Annotated in this window: 17 protein-coding genes; 6 read left to right on the forward strand and 11 right to left on the reverse strand. The window is 64.4% G+C overall.

The genetic code is table 11. The features are described 5' to 3' along the window. Positions 1–179 precede the first annotated feature (179 nt). From B4393_RS26015 to B4393_RS26025, 3 genes are read right to left on the reverse strand one after another with little or no spacing between them, the layout of a single operon-like run. Positions 180–890: an HNH endonuclease family protein gene (locus tag B4393_RS26015; protein WP_078336586.1), complete on the reverse strand. Its 711-nt coding sequence runs from the start codon at positions 888–890 to the stop codon at positions 180–182. Beyond that, complete coding sequence (gene recG, locus B4393_RS26020; protein ID WP_078336587.1) at positions 887–3,127, reverse strand: ATP-dependent DNA helicase RecG; 2,241 nt, start codon at positions 3,125–3,127, stop codon at positions 887–889. The genes B4393_RS26015 and recG overlap by 4 nt, the downstream gene beginning before the upstream one ends. 9 nt (positions 3,128–3,136) lie before the next feature. After that, entirely contained in the window at positions 3,137–4,795 is a 1,659-nt protein-coding gene (locus tag B4393_RS26025; protein WP_078336588.1) for a DAK2 domain-containing protein, read from the reverse strand. A 225-nt stretch (positions 4,796–5,020) separates the two neighbouring features. Between B4393_RS26025 and rpmB the strand changes: the two genes are divergently transcribed. Next, positions 5,021–5,218 (forward strand): 50S ribosomal protein L28, encoded by a 198-nt coding sequence (gene rpmB / locus B4393_RS26030; protein WP_005056915.1) that lies wholly within the window; start codon positions 5,021–5,023, stop codon positions 5,216–5,218. A 15-nt stretch (positions 5,219–5,233) separates the two neighbouring features. Further along, positions 5,234–6,010: an enoyl-CoA hydratase/isomerase family protein gene (locus B4393_RS26035; RefSeq protein WP_078336589.1), complete on the forward strand. Its 777-nt coding sequence runs from the start codon at positions 5,234–5,236 to the stop codon at positions 6,008–6,010. A gap of 96 nt (positions 6,011–6,106) precedes the next feature. On the opposite strand, the gene B4393_RS26040 is transcribed toward B4393_RS26035, so the two are convergent. The 3 genes from B4393_RS26040 to B4393_RS26050 all read right to left on the reverse strand — a co-directional run bounded on the left by B4393_RS26040 (position 6,107) and on the right by B4393_RS26050 (position 9,119). Next, the gene (locus B4393_RS26040; protein WP_078336590.1) at positions 6,107–7,357 is read right to left on the reverse strand and encodes a lipase family protein; all 1,251 of its coding nucleotides are present in this window, start codon (positions 7,355–7,357) and stop codon (positions 6,107–6,109) included. Continuing rightward, on the reverse strand, positions 7,357–8,037 hold the full coding sequence (locus B4393_RS26045; RefSeq protein WP_078336591.1) for a uracil-DNA glycosylase: 681 nt from the start codon (positions 8,035–8,037) through the stop codon (positions 7,357–7,359). Before B4393_RS26045 ends, B4393_RS26040 begins: the two co-directional genes overlap by 1 nt. Positions 8,038–8,177: 140 nt before the next feature. After that, on the reverse strand, positions 8,178–9,119 hold the full coding sequence (locus B4393_RS26050; protein ID WP_078336592.1) for a thiamine-phosphate kinase: 942 nt from the start codon (positions 9,117–9,119) through the stop codon (positions 8,178–8,180). A gap of 17 nt (positions 9,120–9,136) precedes the next feature. Between B4393_RS26050 and B4393_RS26055 the strand changes: the two genes are divergently transcribed. After that, positions 9,137–9,679, forward strand: a complete 543-nt coding sequence (locus tag B4393_RS26055) for a DUF3515 domain-containing protein (protein WP_078336593.1) — start codon at positions 9,137–9,139, stop codon at positions 9,677–9,679. Between the two features lie 87 nt (positions 9,680–9,766). On the opposite strand, the gene B4393_RS26060 is transcribed toward B4393_RS26055, so the two are convergent. Genes B4393_RS26060 through B4393_RS26070 form a run of 3 tightly spaced genes read right to left on the reverse strand, consistent with a single transcriptional unit; the run spans position 9,767 to position 13,068 of the window. Then, positions 9,767–10,915: a D-alanine--D-alanine ligase family protein gene (locus tag B4393_RS26060; protein ID WP_078336594.1), complete on the reverse strand. Its 1,149-nt coding sequence runs from the start codon at positions 10,913–10,915 to the stop codon at positions 9,767–9,769. A gap of 4 nt (positions 10,916–10,919) precedes the next feature. Next, positions 10,920–12,032, reverse strand: a complete 1,113-nt coding sequence (locus tag B4393_RS26065) for a cystathionine gamma-lyase (RefSeq protein WP_078336595.1) — start codon at positions 12,030–12,032, stop codon at positions 10,920–10,922. A 4-nt stretch (positions 12,033–12,036) separates the two neighbouring features. Further along, positions 12,037–13,068 (reverse strand): NAD(P)H-dependent glycerol-3-phosphate dehydrogenase, encoded by a 1,032-nt coding sequence (locus B4393_RS26070; protein WP_109558627.1) that lies wholly within the window; start codon positions 13,066–13,068, stop codon positions 12,037–12,039. Positions 13,069–13,096: 28 nt separating this feature from the next. Here B4393_RS26070 and cofC point away from each other — a divergent pair, with 28 nt between their 5' ends. The 3 genes from cofC to mutT1 are packed head-to-tail and all read left to right on the forward strand — an operon-like array spanning position 13,097 to position 16,862. Continuing rightward, on the forward strand, positions 13,097–13,720 hold the full coding sequence (gene cofC / locus B4393_RS26075) for a 2-phospho-L-lactate guanylyltransferase (RefSeq protein ID WP_078336611.1): 624 nt from the start codon (positions 13,097–13,099) through the stop codon (positions 13,718–13,720). Between the two features lie 17 nt (positions 13,721–13,737). Next, complete coding sequence (locus tag B4393_RS26080) at positions 13,738–15,870, forward strand: RNA degradosome polyphosphate kinase (RefSeq protein WP_109558626.1); 2,133 nt, start codon at positions 13,738–13,740, stop codon at positions 15,868–15,870. A gap of 44 nt (positions 15,871–15,914) precedes the next feature. Then, positions 15,915–16,862 (forward strand): 8-oxo-(d)GTP phosphatase MutT1, encoded by a 948-nt coding sequence (mutT1, locus tag B4393_RS26085; RefSeq protein WP_078336597.1) that lies wholly within the window; start codon positions 15,915–15,917, stop codon positions 16,860–16,862. A gap of 58 nt (positions 16,863–16,920) precedes the next feature. On the opposite strand, the gene B4393_RS26090 is transcribed toward mutT1, so the two are convergent. Continuing rightward, entirely contained in the window at positions 16,921–17,553 is a 633-nt protein-coding gene (locus B4393_RS26090; RefSeq protein WP_078336598.1) for an HU family DNA-binding protein, read from the reverse strand. A gap of 172 nt (positions 17,554–17,725) precedes the next feature. Beyond that, positions 17,726–18,325, reverse strand: coding sequence for a 3-isopropylmalate dehydratase small subunit (leuD, locus tag B4393_RS26095; RefSeq protein WP_078336599.1), 600 nt, complete (start codon positions 18,323–18,325; stop codon positions 17,726–17,728). Between the last annotated feature and the right edge of the window lies 1 nt (position 18,326).

Raw genomic sequence — 18,326 nt, forward strand, 5'->3', positions numbered from 1 at the left:
TGATGTCTCCACTCGCACAAGTAGATCCAATCGAGCGGTAGTGGCCAAGCGCCACCGCCTTGCCCAAAAGCGTGCAATGAGGCTCGGGCTGTATCCCTTCCATCGTGGAACACTTGAGCTGGAGAGACACCCATTCGTTGTTCTACCGCACTTGCCAGAGCCGACCTAGCCCGCACAAGTCACTGTGGACAGGTGTGTGCCGCCTCACGGATCGTGTTGGCTGACCGTTCGTCTATCGAAAGATGATATCCACGAACCACTTCCGCGAACTGCATGGAGTACTGACACCAAAACGCCTTGTTCGGCGGCATCCAGCTCGCGGGCGCCTGATCGCCCTTGTCCTTGTTGGCCTGCCCTTGTACCGCGATAAGGTTGGCGGGATCGTTGGCAAAGCGCCAACGCATCGACGGTTGCCAGTCTCGTGCACCCATATCCCATGCATAGGCCAACGGCACGATGTGGTCGATCTGCACGGCTTCACCGCTTTTCGGCCCACGCGTAAAAGCCACGTGCACTCCCGTGTACGGATCGAGCAGGGTGCCAGTACGTACCGCTTGAGGGCATCTGCGCGTGTACACAAAACTCTTGTCACCCAGGTCGCGACTCAGGATGTCGTTGCGGGTGTCGCAGCCGTTGTGCCCGCCCGGCGCGTCGGTGTCATCGGACCAGGCATCACCGAACACGCTGCGTTGGTAATCCTTGCTCCGCACCCGTTTGGGCACTACGGCCACACCTGTCAACGGATCCTGGCCAGGGGCGAGAGTCGGCATGTTTGACTGTCCGGCAATGGCATTGGCACGTTGTAGCCGGTAACGAGTCGATACCTGATATGCCACCACCATCGCGATCGCCGCGGCGATGGCGACGATGAGAAGGGTGCGACTCTTCACGACTTGTCCAGGTACTCGATCTGATCGGTGATCAGGAAACGGCGCGCCATCGCGGCCAGCGCCGGTTGCTTCGTCAGCGTGGGATCGTCGGCACAGGCCCGCGCTGCCATGTCCCGGGCGGTCTCGATCATGTCGCGGTGATCAATAAGCGACAGCAGCCGCAAATTGACCGCGCGGCCGGACTGGTCACGTCCCAGCACATCGCCCTCACGGCGCTCCTGCAGGTCCAACTCGGCCAGGGTGAACCCATCCAGTGTGTCCTGCACCGCCCGCAGTCGGCGCCCCGCCGAACCAGCCGGGCTGCAGGGACTTACCAGCAGGCACAGGCCCTTGTTGCCGCCACGACCCACACGACCGCGTAGCTGGTGCAGCTGGCTGATGCCGAACCGATCGGCATCCATGATCAACATCACGGTGGCGTTCGGAACATCCACACCGACCTCAATCACGGTGGTGCACACCAAAACATCGATCTCACCGGCGTTGAACGCCGTCATCACGGCATCCTTCTGCTCCGACGGCAGCCGTCCGTGCAGTAGTCCGATCCGCAGCCCCGGCAGCAATGAGCCACGAATCGTCTCGTACAACTCGGTGACGGGAACCGGGGGCGGACGCTTCTCCTCCGCCTCCTCCGGTCCCGAATCTTTGTCGTCGGCGTCGATCCTGGAGGCAACCACATAGGCCTGCCTGCCCGCGGCCACCTCTTCGGCGATCCGCTCCCAGCCCCGGGCAAGCCACCCCGGTTTTTCGCGCGTGAACACCGCCGTCGTGGTGATGGGCTGGCGCCCCCGGGGCAGCTCCCGCAGCGTCGAGGTCTCCAGGTCGCCGAACACCGTAAGCGCGACCGTACGCGGGATCGGAGTAGCCGTCATCACCAACAAGTGCGGCACGATGCCTTCCGGAGCCTTGGCCCGCAACCGATCTCGCTGCTCGACACCGAAACGGTGCTGCTCGTCCACGACCACCAGGCCCAACTTGTGGAAGTCCACCGAGTCTTGCAGCAACGCGTGGGTGCCGATGACGATGCCCGCCAGTCCGGTCGCCACATCGGCCTTGATCTGTTTCTTGACCGCCGGCGACATCGAACCGGTGAGCAGCGCGATGCTGGTCGCATCGTCGGGAGCACCCAATTCGCCTGCGGTGGCCAAAGATCCGAGCATCGCTCGCAACGATCGGGCATGCTGAACCGCGAGAACCTCGGTGGGAGCCAGCAGAGCACACTGATATCCGGCGTCGATCGCCTGCATCATCGCCAGCAGCGCGACGATCGTCTTACCCGAACCCACCTCACCCTGCAGCAGCCGGTTCATCGGCTTGACCCCGGAAAGGTCATCGCCGATTTCGGCAACAACCTGATGCTGCCCCTCGGTGAGCTCGAAGGGCAGCTGACCGAGCAGATCCGCGCGCAGTCCCGCATCGGTGATCGGCATAGGCGGACCAGCGGAGGCGATATCGCTGCCGCGCCGCATGGCCAACGCCAGTTGCAGACCCAGCGCCTCATCGAATGCCAGGCGCCTACGTGCCCGCTTTTGTTCGGACGCATCCTCCGACGTGTGGATCTTGCGCAGTGCCTCGTCGAGGGACATCAGGTTGTGCTCTTCCAGCACGGCTTCCGGCAGCGCCTCGGGCACCGCGTCCAGCTGAGCGAGTACCTGGTCAATACAACGGTAGATATCCCAGCTTTCCAGGTTCTTGGTTGCCGGGTAGATAGGAAACACATTGCGCTGGAAGGCCGAAATGGCGGCGGACGCGTCGTGTGCCCCACCGGCGATACCGCGTAGCGCAGTGCTGCCCCGCGTCTCGGTGCTCTCCCCCAGCGCCGTTTCGAGCACCAGATAGTCGGGGTGGGTCAACTGGGGTTTACCCCGAAACTCCCCGACCGCACCCGAAAGCATCACCCGATTGCCCACCTCCAGGTCGCGTTTCACCTTGTGCGGGTGGAAGAACGTGGCCTGCACGGCATGTGGCGCGCTACCCAACATGACGGAGAGGAACTGGCCCTTGCGATTGCGCATGCTCTTCAGTTCCGCCGAGGTGATGAAACCCACCAGCGTGGTGTGCTCCCCCGGCTTGGCGCGTTCCCCGTCCTGCTCGTCACGCAGGCTGAAGTCAGTGCTGTATCGGCGTGGGTAGTGGTGAAGGAGGTCTTCGACCGTCAGCAGACCGAATTCGGCATCGAGGACGTCGGAGGCCTTGTGGCCCAACACATGATCCAGGCGGTCGGAAAGTTTTACCACTGTGCCCCGTCACTCAACACCGATGTGGACAATGTCGGTGTGCTGCCCGGTGCGATAGATCATCACCTCGACACCGCCGTGGTGCGATCGAGTGTGCTCGATCAATGACTCGGCAAGGGACTCATCCACCTTGTCCGACAGCAGCACCGTCACCAGCTCACCACCGGAGGACAACATGATGCTCACCAAAGCCTTTGTGGCATTGGCGACGTCATGGTTGAGCACCAGCACCTCGTCACCGATGATGCCCATCGCGTCACCCGGCTCACAGGTGCCGGACCAGGTGAGAGCCCGCTCGGTAGCGACCCGCACCAACCCGAATCGGGTGGCACCCGCGGCGCGCGCCATGGTGTAACTGTCGTCGACGGCCATCCGTTCCGGGTCGTGCACCGCCAACGCCGCCAGCCCCTGCGCCATGGACGCCGACGGCAGCGGGATCACCGTGATTCCCCAGCCGCGCGCCGCCGCACAGACCGCCACCAATTCCTCGGCTGCCATCAAACCGTTGGGCAACACCATGATCTGGTGTGCCCCACTGTCAACCACCGCATCCAGCAGACGTTTCGCACTCGCCGGAGGTTCATCGACGCGCAATACCTGGGCACCCTCGCTGGAGAAGAGCGTGGCTGCGCCGTCGCCTTCCGCCAGCGCCAGCACCCGGCGGTGTCGATGCCGCCCATCGTGATGTCCCCCACCCACGTCACCGCGCAACGAGGAGATCTGGATCGACTGCGGAACGCCGAATTTCATCCCGGCCTCGATGGCCGCCCCGGCGTCATTGACGTGCGCATGTACGGAGTACCCCATCGAGCCGTCACCGGCGATGGCAATCGAATCCCCCATCGCGTCCAGCTGCGTGCGCAGATCGGCGATCTGCAGCTCGTCGCATCCGCACAGCAAGTACATGACTTCGAACTCGGGTGGCAGTTCACGCGGCGGATCCAGGTTCAGGCCGCCCGAGCCACGCGCCGGGCCGGACACCCACACCTGTGAGGGTGCGCTCTTCGGAGGTGACGGGCTGTACTCGCGGCGGGTCGGTAACTCCCCCGCCACCACCGACACCAGGGCATCGAGGATGACGACAAGACCCCGCGCCCCGGCATCGACGACACCGTTGTCGGCAAGCACATCGAGCTGCTTGGGCGTCTTCTCCAGCGCGGACACCGCGGCATCGGCGGCGATGGTGACGAGCACGGGCAGATCGTCCGCTTGGGCGCCATCGGCGACCCGGTCAGCCGCCTCGGCCGCAGCAGCGAGTACCGACACGATGGTGCCCTCGACGGGCGTGCTCATCGAGGCGATGACGAACTGCGACGCCTGACGCAGCGCGCGGCGCACCACCTCGGCCCCAATGAAGTCCTGATCGTCGGCGGCATCGGCGATGCCACGCACGATCTGCGACAGGATGACCCCGGAGTTGCCGCGCGCGCCATGAACTGCGCCTCGGGCCAGCGCCGCGGCGACCTGCGCAACCGTGGCGCCCTCGCCCAGCGCCTCGGCAGCGTTGACCGCCGAGCGCATGGTGAACAGCATGTTCGTGCCGGTATCGGCATCGGCGACCGGAAACACATTCAGTCGGTTGATCTCGTCGCTGCGAGAGATCAGTCCCTCGACAGAGGCGCGCGCCCAATCGAGCAGCGCAGCGCTATCCAATACCGAGAGCCGCATGTGGGAAAGCCTATCTACCGGAGCTGACAGAGTTGAATGGTCTCGCCGAAGCTGGGGATCCCCCCTCCGCCGGAGGCCTCATCTTTACCCACATGGTCGTCGTCTCAGCGGCTCCTCTACACCCATTTTGGTGTTCACGGGCCGGTCAAGCTATCCTTGCAGGGTTGTGGGCCACCCTGACTGAACAGGTCGTTGGCCGGAATCGCGAGTTTGAGGAGTTTCACTATGGCTGCCGTCTGCGACGTGTGCGGCAAGGGACCCGGCTTCGGCAAGTCGGTTTCGCACTCGCATCGGCGTACCAACCGTCGCTGGAACCCGAACATCCAGACGGTTCACGCCGTCACCTCCCCCGGTGGCAACAAGCAGCGCGTCAACGCCTGCACCTCCTGCATCAAGGCCGGCAAGGTCGTCCGCGGCGCGTAAGCGGCGTGAACCACTGTGTCTTCGCAGTCTGCTGATTACGTCGCCGTTCACAACGGCGTTCTGCACATCACCGTCGCTACTGCGGCCGCTGGCACGTCGCTGGACTTCGCCGGTGTAGATGCGGCAGTACCGCTGCTGCGCGATCTGCCTGCCGAGGTCGGTGCGATCCTGCTGAACAGCAGTGGAGCCAACTTTTGCGCGGGCGGCAATGTGCGCGACTTCGCGTCTGCCGAAGATCGGGCAGCCAAGCTCGACGACCTCGCCGGTCGACTGCATGACTTCGTCCGCGCGGTGGATGCCGCCGATCGCCCCGTGGTGGCCTCCGTGCATGGATGGGCAGCCGGAGGCGGGTTGAGCCTGGTGCTACTCGCCGATATCGCGATCGGTGGCGAATCAACCAAGTTGCGCGCCGCCTACCCGGGAATCGGGTACTCCTCTGACGGTGGCATGTCCTGGGCGCTGCCCCGAGTTGTCGGCAAGGCCCGCGCCGCCGACATTCTGCTCACAGACCGGGTTGTCGAGGCTTCCGAGGCACTGTCCATCGGGCTGCTGAGCCGCGTGGTCGCCGACGACGAAGTTCAGGCCACCGCCGTGGCCACCGCCGAGAAGCTAGCCACCGGTCCCCGCGAGGCGCAGAACCGTATCCGCCGGCTGCTGCGTCTGAGCGCCAACAACACCCTCGACGCCCAACTGGACCTGGAGCAGGCCAGCATCGCCGAGGCGTCGGTCAGCCCGACGGGTATCGAGGGCGTCGACGCCTTCGTCGGCAAGCGCAAACCCGTCTGGCCCTGATCGAGCCGACTCCACGGTCTTCGCGCAAGCGCTCATCCCCGTTCGACAGTCTTCGCGCAAGCGCTCATCCCCGTTCGACGGTCTTCGCGCAAGCGCTCATCCCCGCAGCTTCTTGCGAATCCAGTTCACGACCCACGGGATCGCGACCATATCCGCGGTGACATGCTCGCCGGGCAGCGCCCAATAGTCGACCTCAGCGCCATTGGCACGCCATGTATCGCGCAACGCCAAGGCTCCCTCTTCGGGAATGAACAAATCACCGATCGCCTTGCTGCGTGAGCCGTGATACAGCAGCACCGGCATGGTCGGTGTGAGGGAACCCGGCCGGTTGGCGGAGATAACGTGTTGCCCCAGCTCCGATTCGAACGGCTTTGTTATCGCCGAGAGCAGGTCCAGGTCGAACCGCAGTAGACCCGCGGCTGCCAGTGGAGGCTGCGGCATGTCCCTGGCCAGGATTGCGCAGTAGAGCGCGAAGTCGCCGAAAATCTGCACCAATTCGGGGAACTCGCGGGCCTGGCCGATGGTGGCGGCAGCGAAAAGTCCCGCCCCCAAACCTCGGTTCATGCTGCCGTACAGCAGGGCGTAATCGGTGGGCGTTCCTCCGGCGGCTGCGGCAGCGATGCGCAGCTCCGGTGCGTACGTCGGCTGCAGCTGCGCCGCCCACGCCGTGGCGATTGCTCCACCGCTGTATCCATGCATCACGATCGGCGAGTCCGCGAGATCTGGTCTTTCGGAAAGCATTCCGCGTACCGAGTCCAGTACCGCATGGCCCGCCATCTTCCCGGCCGCATACGACATACGCGGGCCTTCGTGATCCGGGAACAGCACCGCGTAGTTCTGTGCCGACAGAAACGGGAACATCGGCGGGTTGTCCCGGTACCACAGGTGGGCCAAGCGATAGGACGGCGTGAATTTCAGTCCCAGAGAGTTGATCGCCTGGTTGCGCACCACCACCGGACGCGAACCCGGACCATGCCACGGACGCTCCGGCTCGATCAGCGCCGCAGTCACGGGAACGGCATTGCCCGCAGTATCGGTGGAGCGCACCATGATCCGCTGCATGGTCGCCCTGCGTAGCGGAAGACGCGGCGACACCTGGTCGGTACGGATGACCTCCCCCGGCTGCAGCAGACTCAGATCACCTGGATCACTGTAGAAGTCGTCGCCGGTGATCGGCGTCGGAAGAATCGCCGAGTAGGGGTCGGCGAGTTGTTCGGCTGAGAGCCGACGCGCAGCCCAGTCGTTGAGCCGATCCACCACGGCCGGACTGCGCAGCGCAGTGCCGCCTGTCGCCAGGGCGGCCGTCGCACCGCCGAGGGCCGCCAATGCTCCTGTCGACCAACGCATTACGGTAACCGCCAATCGATCGGCTGGGCACCCAACCCGACGAGCAGCTCGTTGGCCCGGCTGAAGGGCTTGGAGCCGAAGAATCCGCGTGAGGCCGACAATGGCGACGGATGCACCGATTCGATCGTGGGCACCCCCGCCCCCAGCATCGGCTTGAGTGTGGCCGCATCGCGTCCCCACAGAATGGCGACCAACGGCGTGCCCCGCTCGACGAGCGCCCGGATGGCACATTCGGTCACCATCTCCCAGCCCTTGCCGCGGTGCGAGGCCGGGCTGCTTGGTTGCACCGTCAGCACCCTGTTCAACAGCATCACCCCCTGCTGCGACCACGGCGTGAGGTCGCCGTTGGCGGGCTTGGACAGACCAAGATCGCTCTGGTACTCGTCGAAGATGTTGGCCAGGCTGCGCGGCACCGGCCGCACATCGGCCGCCACCGAGAAACTCAGCCCCATGGCGTGCCCGGGCGTCGGATAGGGATCTTGCCCGACGATGAGCACCCGAACGTCTGCCAACGGATAGGTGAAGGCGCGCAGCACGTTTGCCCCGGCGGGTAGATATCCGCGACCGGAGGAATTCTCCTCGCGGAGGAACTCTCCCATCTTGGTCACCTGATCGGCTACGGGGCGCAGCGCGTCGGCCCAGCCCGGATCAATCAGCTCGGCGAGAGGTCGGGCGGTCACGAAGAGTCAACTTAGCTCACGGATGAGCCGCGTGCGCGAAGACCTCTGGTCCGGATGAGCCGCATGCGCGAAGACCTCTGGTCCGGATGAGCCGCATGCGCGAAGACCTCTGGTCCGGATGAGCCGCATGCGCGAAGACATCAAGCGAACGAGTCCCACCCGGTTGCGCGAGTCCAGGCGGCACCGTCGACCGTCACACCCACATCCCCCGCCGTCACCTGGCCGATGGCAACCCAGCCTGCCGGGACGGTCCACGGAAACGTCGCGACAAGGGCGTGGTCCTCGCCGCCGGTCAAGATCCATTCCCAGGGATCGGCGCCGAGCAGCCCCGCGGCACCGGCCAACGGCGCCAAATACGGCTCCATGCTCGGTGAGCTCAGGTCGATATGGACCGCGCTCAACTCCGCGATATGTGCCAGATCCGCCAACAGACCGTCGGAGACATCCGTCATCGCCGTCGCTCCGGCCAGCGCGGCGGCCGGCCCCTGTCCATACGGCGGCTCAGGCACCAGATGCACCCTTCGCAGCTCGGAGAATTCGTCAATCCCGTCCTGCCACAACTGGAATCCGGCCGCCGAGGTGCCCAGCACGCCACAGACCGCAACGGTATCCCCTACCGTGGCTCCGCTGCGTGTCACCGGTGTGCGCCCCTGAAGGTCGCCGAGCACCGTCACCGAGACCACCAGTTCACGCGAGCTCACCAAATCTCCGCCCGCGATCGATGCCCCCACCCGGGTCGCCTCGGCCCAGACTCCCTCATTGAGCTGGTCAAGGAACTCGATATCGGTCTGGGCGGGTGCACCCACCGCGACCACGAAGGCTGTGACCCGCCCGCCCATCGCCTCGATATCCGCGGCGTTCTGTGCCACCGCTTTTCGGCCGATATCCGAAGGGGACGACCATTCGAGCCGAAAATGCCTGTCCTGCACCAACATATCTGTGGAAACCACCACTCGACCGTCGGGCGCGGCAACCACCGCGGCGTCGTCCCCCGGGCCGAGTAACACGTCGGCACCGAGATCACGGCCCGCGGTGAGACGGCTGATCACGCCGAACTCGCCGGTATCGCCCAGATTTGGCACTCGGTTAGTGTAGGCCCGTGCAATCCGACGACGGCCCACCACGCAAGCTCCTCATCGGCATCGCGGTGTTCGGCGCCGTCGCGGCCCTGGCCGTGCTCTTCGGTGTGCTGAAGTTCGCACAGTTCCAGGACGACAAGAAACCCCTGGCGGTCACCAACATCCCAGCACCACAAGCCAATTCACCGCTCTGCATCGACATGACCAAGGCGTACCCCGGCAACATGGCGGGCGATTGGAAGCGGGCGCAGATCCTCGAACCCAAGCCACCGGCCACGGCCGCATGGCGCCGGGGCAAAGATTCCCTGGTTGCACGCTGCGGCGTCGACCGACCTGCCGAGTTCGCCGTCGGCACCTCTGTAGAGCAGGTCAACTCCGTGCAATGGTTTCGGGTAACCGATGCCGCGATCGCAACCACAACCTGGTTCGCAGTGGACCGCGGCGTCTATATCGCGCTGACCATGCCCGATGGTTCGGGTTCGGAGCCGGTGGTCGAGATGTCCGACGCCATCGCCAAAGCGCTGCCCGCCGTCAAACCCGAACCGAATCCCCTGCCTCGCTGAATCAGGCGCGGCACCCCACCGCGAACATGCCCAAATATCCGGAAATCGGACCATTCCACGCACTTTTGAGCATGCTCACGGGGTGAATTACCGCAAGCCGGTGCCGCGCGCCAGCGCGGTGCGCACCATCGCATCCAGCAGTGTCGGATAGTCCACGCCGGTGGCCGCCCACATCCGGGGATACATAGAGATGGTGGTGAATCCGGGCATGGTGTTGATCTCATTGATCAACGGGCCGTCCTCGGTGAGGAAGAAGTCCACCCGGGCCAACCCCTGGCAATCAATCGCGCGGAACGCCGCCACCGCCAGCTCACGGATCTGATCGCTTACGTCGTCGTCGACCTTGGCCGGCACATCCAATTCGGCGGTGTCGTCCAGGTACTTGGTCTCAAAGTCGTAAAAGGCGCCCGCAGCCGTCTCACCCTGATCCACGCCCTCGACCCGAATCTCACCAAGCACGCTGGCACGAATGTCGCCGTCGGGGAACTCCAACACCCCGCACTCCAGTTCCCTACCGATGATGGCGGCCTCGACAATCACCTTCGGATCGAACTGACGTGCGTGTGCAATCGCGGCAGGCAGTTCCGCCCAGGTGCTCACCCGAGAAACACCGAACGACGAGCCCGCCCGAGCGGGCTTGACGAACACCGGCAGCCCCAGTTCCTCCCGCTGATCCAGAGTCAAGGTGGTGTCGCGCGGGCGGATCACGATGTACTTGCCGATGGGAAGTCCCTCGGCGGCCAGCAGTTTCTTGGTGAACTCTTTGTCCATACCGGCCGCACTCGCGAGCACACCCGCGCCCACATAGGGCACCCCGGCCAGTTCCAACAGTCCCTGAATGGTGCCGTCCTCGCCGTAGGGACCGTGCAGGACCGGGAACACCACATCCACCGAGGCCAGCACCTGGCCGGCGGCACTCGAATCGACGTTGACCAACTGACCCGCACGACGCGGATCGGTGGCGAGCACCAGCTCGGTACCGGATGCGTCGGTGACCTGCGGCAGCCTCCGGTCGCTGATCGCCAACTGTGACGGGTCGCCATCGGTCAGCACCCAGCCGCCCTCGGGCGTAACTCCCACCGCGACCACCTCGTACGCGAGCTGGTCCAGATTGCGCAGGATGCTGCCGGCGGACACGCACGAAATCGCGTGCTCACTGCTGCGTCCGCCAAAGACGAGCGCGACCTTGATCCGCTGCTGTTGGTCTTCGCGCGCGCGGCTCCCCGAGGAATTCACAGTGTCAGACCGTACCGGCTGTGAGCGCAGACTCAATGTCGGCCAGCAGATCGTCGGTGTCCTCGATGCCCAGGGAGATCCGCGCGAACCCCTCGGGAACCGCATCTCCCCAGCGGGCTCGGCGATCGACCGAGGTGTGGACACCGCCGAAACTCGTCGAGGACGCCAGCAGTTCGCTGCGCTGGATCAGCGTGTGCACCGACTCCGCACTGGCCAGTTCAATCGAGACCAGTGAACCGAACCGGCTCATCTGCGCGGCCGCCACAGGATGTGATGGGTCGCTCGCGAGACCGGGGTACCGCACCGAGGCCACCGCGGGATGTTCACGCAGCATCGTCGCCAGCGCGAGTGCGTTCTGGCATTGGCGCTCGAATCGCAACCCGGCGGTGGCGAGGCTGCGCGCACCCAGCCAGGCTTCGAACGGACCCAGGATGGCACCGGCCCGGGAGCGCTCCTGCGCGACGGCCGATACCAAATCCTCACGCGATCCCGCGACATATCCGGCGATGAGGTCGCTGTGCCCGGAGAGTGCCTTCGTCGCGCTGGCGACCACCAGATCGGCGCCCAATTCGAGCGGCCGCTGACCCATCGGGGTGGCCGTGGTGTTATCGACCACCAGCACCCCACCGCGCGCATGGGTCTGGCGGGCCAGCAGTGCCAAGTCGACGACATCGAGCCGAGGGTTCGAGGGTGTCTCCGCCACCACCACGTCGGCCTGTGCGGCCGCGGCCACGATCTGATCCGAACGTGCCGCGATCACGTTGATCCCCATAGCAGCAAGGTTTTCCGTGGCGTATCGCCGGGTTTGGTAATAGCCGTCCTCCGGGACCACCAGGGTCTGCCCGGGACGGACCAATGCCCGCAATGTCGAGGCGATCGCGCCCATTCCGGAGCCGAACACCAGCGCATTGTCCGCACGCTCGAGTGCCGCCAGACCCGATTCCCATTGTCTCCAAGAGGGATTCGATGCGCGCCCGTAGGTGTCCAAGGAGTCATCCTCGGGCACCGGCAGATGATAAGCAGAGGCGAATACCGGCCCCGCAAGGAAGGGTTGTCCGGCAACGGGTTCGGCGGTGGCGGCCACTACGGCCCGGGTAGATATCCCTGGCTCTGGCATGTTCTTACTCCGGTTTGGTACTGCGCCCCAACAGCTGGGCGACGGCATCGGTGACGCTCAGTCCGCGATGACAGACGCCATGAACAGCCTCGGTGAGCGGCATCTCGACGTCATAGCTCGATGCCAGCGCCAAGATGGACTCACACGAGGTAACTCCTTCCGCGACCCTACCGCCGGCCGCGTTGCGCGCCTCCTGCAACGTCTCACCGTTGCCTAGCCGCATGCCGAAAGTCCGGTTCCTGGAATGTACCGACGTGCACGTGGCCACCAGATCTCCGACACCCGCCAGCCCCGCCAGGGTGGTGTGGCTGGCTCCCAGCGCCAGTCCCAGCCGTGTGATTTCAGCCAATCCCCGGGTAATGATGGTCGCTATCGTGTTCTCCCCCAAGCCAACTCCGGCGGCCATGCCACAGCTGAGGGCGATCACGTTCTTGCACGCGCCACCTACCTCGCAGCCCACGACATCGGAATTGGTGTAAGGACGGAAGTATCGCGTGGAGAACGCGCGCTGCAGGGCGACGGCCCTTGTCGAATCGGTGCATCCGATGACGGTGGCGGCGGGCTGGCCCACGGCGATCTCACTGGCCAGATTCGGACCGGTCAGCACCGCGACCCGGCTGGGGTCGGTACCCAGCACCTGCGTCACTACCTGGCTCATCCGCATGAGCGTGCCCACCTCGATGCCCTTGGCGAGGCTCACCACCGAGGACCCGGGCTCGATGAGGTCGGCCCACGGGGTCAGATTCGCGCGCAGCGACTGCGACGGCACCGCCAGCAGCACCAGCTCGGCGCCCTGCAGAGCCTGTTCGGCGACCCCGGTGGCCACTATCGAGGGCGGCAGATCCACATCACTGAGGTACACGGAGTTCCGGTGCGTCGCATTGATCTCATCGGCCAATTCGGATCGGCGTGCCCATAAACGGACATCGTGGCCCGCGTCGGCAAGCACCTTGCCTAACGCGGTCCCCCAGGAACCCGCACCCATCACCGCAGCTTTGACTGATCGTCTTCCCGCAAGCGGCTCATCCGTGGCCATGGCAGACACCCTAGCCGGGGCTGGCACCATGGAGTACGTGGGCAGACAGGCTGACGCGGACTTCGGCGTGATCATCGCGGTCAAGAACCTGGCGACCGCGAAGAGCCGGCTGGCAGAGTCCCTGACCGGACCCGAGCGCGAGCGGTTGGTACTGGGCATGCTGACGCACGCCATCTCGGTGGCGTTCAGCGCCGCCGGCACCGTCGCGGTGATCAGCCCCGATCCTGCCGCCAAGGCGGCTGCCGGCAGAGCCGGAGCGCGGTTCATCTTCGATGACACCCCCGAGGGCCACCGCGATCCGCTGAACAACGCGTTGCGCAGCGCGGCGACACAGCTACGTGCATCGTCACCGAATCTTGTTGTGTTGCAAGCTGACCTTCCGGTGGTCACGAACGAAGAATTCGCGACGGCCATGGCCTCCGCACGCCGATATCCACGCAGTTTCGTCGCCGATCGGCACGGCACCGGCACAGCGGCACTTTTCAGCACCGACGGCGACCTGAACCCGCTGTTCGGAATCGATTCAGCACGGCGGCACCGAGATTCGGGGGCTGTGGAGCTCACCGGAGACTGGCCGGGATTGCGCTGCGATGTGGACACCCCGGAAGATCTGGCCGTGGCGCGCGAGCTGGGCGCCGCACTACCACTCTGAGCCGGTCCGATAACTCTATGATCACAAGGGTGACCACACCGAGTGTCCCCCCGGCCGCAACCACGATCACCTCCGGTGAGGAGCTGCCCGAAGACCGGTACCTCAATCGGGAACTCTCGTGGCTGGATTTCAACTCGCGCGTGCTCGCACTTGCCGCAGATGAATCACTGCCCATCCTGGAACGCGCCAAATTCCTGGCAATCTTCGCGTCCAACCTTGACGAGTTCTACATGGTTCGCGTCGCGGGCCTGAAACGTCGCGACGAGACGGGGCTGTCGGTGCGTTCAGCCGATGGCCTGTCGCCGCGCGAGCAGTTGAAGCTGATCGGCGAGCGCACGCAGGAGATCTCGATCCAGCACGCGCGGGTGTTCAGTGACTCGGTACGCCCCGAGCTGGCCGAGAACGGCATCTTCGTCGTCACCTGGGCCGACCTGTCCGAAGACGAGCGGAGCTATCTCTCCTCGTACTTCACCGACCAGGTCTTCCCGGTGCTGACCCCGCTGGCCGTCGACCCCGCGCACCCGTTCCCTTACATATCCGGTCTGAGTCTGAATCTGGCCATCACCGTTCAGGTCCCCGAGACGGGCGGTCAGCATTTCGCCCGAATCAAGGTGCCTGACAACGTGGATCGTTTTGTCCGGCTGCGCAGCCCCGACGGAACCGGGACGACCCAGACCGCGCGCTTCCTGCCCATGGAAGAGCTCATCTCCGCGCACCTCTCGGCGCTGTTCCCCGGCCTGGTCATCATCGAGCACCACGCGTTTCGCATCACCCGGAACGCCGATTTCGAGGTCGAGGAAGATCGGGACGAGGACCTTCTCCAGGCACTCGAACGGGAATTGGCCCGCCGACGGTTCGGATCGCCGGTACGCCTCGAGGTCGCCGACGACATGACCGAGCACATGTTGGAACTGCTGCTACGCGAGCTGGATGTGGATCCTGGTGACGTGGTGCAGGTTCCGGGGCTGCTGGACCTGTCGTGCTTGTGGCAGGTCTACGGGGTGGATCGCCCCGCACTCAAGGATCCGACATTCGTGCCGGCGACCCATCCGGCGTTCGGGCAGGGCGAGACCCCGAAGAGCATCTTCTCGACGCTCCGGGACGGGGACGTCCTCGTCCATCACCCTTACGACTCGTTCTCCACCAGTGTGCAACGGTTTATCGAGCAGGCCGCCGCCGATCCACAGGTGCTGGCCATCAAACAAACGCTGTATCGCACCTCCGGCGACTCCCCCATCGTGAACTCGCTCATCGATGCCGCCGAGGCCGGTAAGCAGGTAGTCGCCCTGGTGGAGATCAAGGCCCGCTTCGACGAACAGGCCAATATCAAGTGGGCACGCGCATTGGAAGACGCCGGCGTGCACGTGGTCTACGGCTTGATCGGCCTCAAGACACATTGCAAGACCGCCCTGGTGGTGCGCCGCGAGGGATCTGCCATCCGCCGGTACTGCCACATCGGTACCGGGAACTACAACCCGAAGACCGCCCGGCTCTACGAAGATGTGGGCTTGCTGACGAGCGCACCTGAAATCGGCGCGGACCTCACCGACCTGTTCAACTCCCTGACCGGGTACTCGCGAAAGGTCTCCTACCGCAACCTGTTAGTGGCGCCGCACGGGATACGCGCCGGAATCGTCGACCGCATCGACCGCGAGATCGCCGCGCACCGAGCCGGCCAGGACGCCCGAATTCGGCTGAAGATGAATGCGTTGGTCGACGAGCAGGTGATCGATGCGCTCTACCGAGCCTCCCGGGCCGGAGTCCCCATCGAGGTGGTGGTGCGTGGGATCTGCGCACTGCGCCCCGGGGTTCCCGAGTACTCCGACAGCATCACCGTACGATCCATTCTCGGCCGGTTCCTTGAACATTCGCGCATCATTCACTTCAACGCCATCAACGAATTCTGGATCGGCAGCGCCGACATGATGCATCGTAATCTGGACAGACGGGTCGAGGTCCTCGCGCGCGTCACCGACCCGAAGCTCACCGCACAGCTCGACGATATGTTCACCTCCGCGTTGGACTCCCGGACCCGCTGCTGGGAGCTGCAGCCCGATGGCCAGTGGTTGGCCTCGCCTGCGGACGGCGAGGAAGTGCGCGACCATCAGGTCGAAATGATGAAACGGCACCGCTCACAAAACGTGACATAACCCAGGTTCTCCCGGCTGAACAACTCTCCCCCGAAGGAGCTTTCGTGCCCGATCCGACCACGCGGACCGGTGCAGCGGTCCTTGCCGCCGGAGCCGCCCTCTGGCGGTACCAGGACAGCCCTGGCCAGGAGGACACTGCCGGCGCCATCGAAGTGGCCCTGGTGCACCGACCACGATACGACGATTGGTCACTGCCCAAGGGGAAACTCGACCCCGGTGAAACGGCGGCGATCGCGGCGGTCCGGGAGATCGCCGAGGAGACCGGATTTACCGCTCGACTCGGCCGTCGACTGCCGTCGGTGAGTTATCCGGTGAGCCAGGGAACCAAGCGCGTCAGGTATTGGGCGGCGCAGGCCATAGACGGCAAGTTCGAGGCCAATCTCGAAGTCGACGAGATCAAGTGGCTTCCCGTGGCAACTGCGATCAAAACGGTCAGCTATGCGGTAGACCGGAAAGTACTGCGAAACTTCGCAAAGCATGAAATTGACACCCGGACATTGATTATCGTGCGCCACGCAAAGGCGGGGAGAAAGGAACGCTATTCGGGGGACGACACCCTGCGGCCACTGGATAAAAAGGGCCGGGCCCAAGCCGAGGCGCTTACCGGCCAATTGCTTGCATTCGGGGCCAGTGCGATTCATGCCGCCGATCGGCTGCGCTGCCGCCAGACCGTGGAACCGCTTGCCGAGGAGCTGAACACGGTGATCTTCAGCGAGCCGGCGCTCAGTGAAGAGGCCTATTGGGCAGACCGCAAGCGGGCACATCGCAGAATTCTCGAAATCGCGGGATTGGACGGTGTGCGGGTGTTATGCACACAAGGCCGGGTCATCCCCGACCTCATCGAGTGGTGGGCGCAGCGTGACGGTGTCCGCCCCGATAAGTCACGTAACCGCAAGGGCAGCATGTGGGTGCTGTCGATGGGCGGTCAGAAGCTGCTGGCCGCAGACCATCTGGATAGCCCGCTGCCCGCCGTCGGCTGGCAGCAGCACTAGCCCACAAAGCAACATCGGGCCCCACCTACACGGTGGGACCCGATGTTATCTTGTGAAACTACTTGCGGCCCTTCTTGGCCGGGGCCTTCTTGGCCGGGGCCTTCTTGGCGGGAGCCTTGGCCACAACCTTCTTGGCGGGAGCCTTGGCGACAACCTTCTTGGCGGGAGCCTTGGTCACGGCCTTCTTGACCGGAGCCTTCTTCGCGGGAGCAGCCTTCTTGACGACTGCCTTCTTGACCGGAGCAGCAGCCTTCTTGACGACTGCCTTCTTGACCGGAGCAGCAGCCTTCTTGGCAGGCGCGGCCTTCTTGGCCGGAGCCTTCTTGGCCGGGGCGGCCTTCTTGGCGGCGGCACGCTTAGCCGGGGCGGCGGTGGAACCACGCTTCACAGCGGGACCGTCGGCCGGAAGCTTCTGCGAGCCAGAGACAACCGCCTTGAACTGTGCACCGGGACGGAACGTCGGTACCGACGTCGGCTTCACCTTGACAGTCTCACCGGTACGCGGGTTGCGGGCGACACGAGCGGCGCGGCGGCGCTGCTCGAAAACGCCAAAACCGGTGATTGTCACGCTCTCACCCTTGTGCACGGTGCGAACGATGGTGTCGACGACGTGCTCCACCGCAGCGGTGGCTTGCCGGCGATCCGAGCCCAACTTCTGTGTCAGAACGTCGATGAGCTCTGCTTTGTTCATGTAAAACCCTCCGAAGCCAGTGGTCCACTTTGAACCGACTTCGAACACGGTAAACCCAACTGCACGTGATTTCCAAGTGCCACGCGTAATTTCGGCAAAATTCTCTGAGCTCTTTTCGGAGCTATTCGCCGACCAAAAGCAATGCCCTTGCCCCCCAAGGGCACCCAATCAGCTACTCAGAAGGCTCCAAAGTGCGGGGTTTGAACTCCGGTCGCGAGGCCTCAAAAGCCGCAATTTCATCGACTTTTCGCAGCGTAAGGCCTATATCGTCCAATCCTTCGAGCAGCCGCCACCGGGTGTAGTCGTCAATCTCAAACGGCACCACCACCGTTCCGGCGGTCACTGTCCGATCCTCAAGATTCACAGTGAGTTCCAAACCTGGATTCTGCTCGATCAGTTTCCACAGCAGCTCGATGTTGGACTGATCCACCAGCCCCGCAACCAGACCGGCCTTACCGGCGTTGCCCCGGAAGATGTCTCCGAAACGGGACGACAGTACTACTCGAAATCCGTAGTCCATCAAGGCCCACACGGCGTGCTCACGGGATGATCCGGTGCCGAAATCAGGCCCGGCGACCAGCACGCTGCCTCGGTTGAACGGTTCCAGATTGAGAATGAACGAGGGATCGGCACGCCACCCGGCGAAGAGTCCGTCCTCGAAACCCGTTCGGGTGACACGCTTGAGGTACACCGCCGGGATGATCTGATCGGTATCGACGTTGGAACGACGCAGCGGCACACCAATTCCGGTGTGAGTGTCGAATGCCTCCACT

It is taken from the genome of Mycobacteroides franklinii, assembly GCF_002013895.1.
Classification (GTDB): domain Bacteria; phylum Actinomycetota; class Actinomycetes; order Mycobacteriales; family Mycobacteriaceae; genus Mycobacterium; species Mycobacterium franklinii.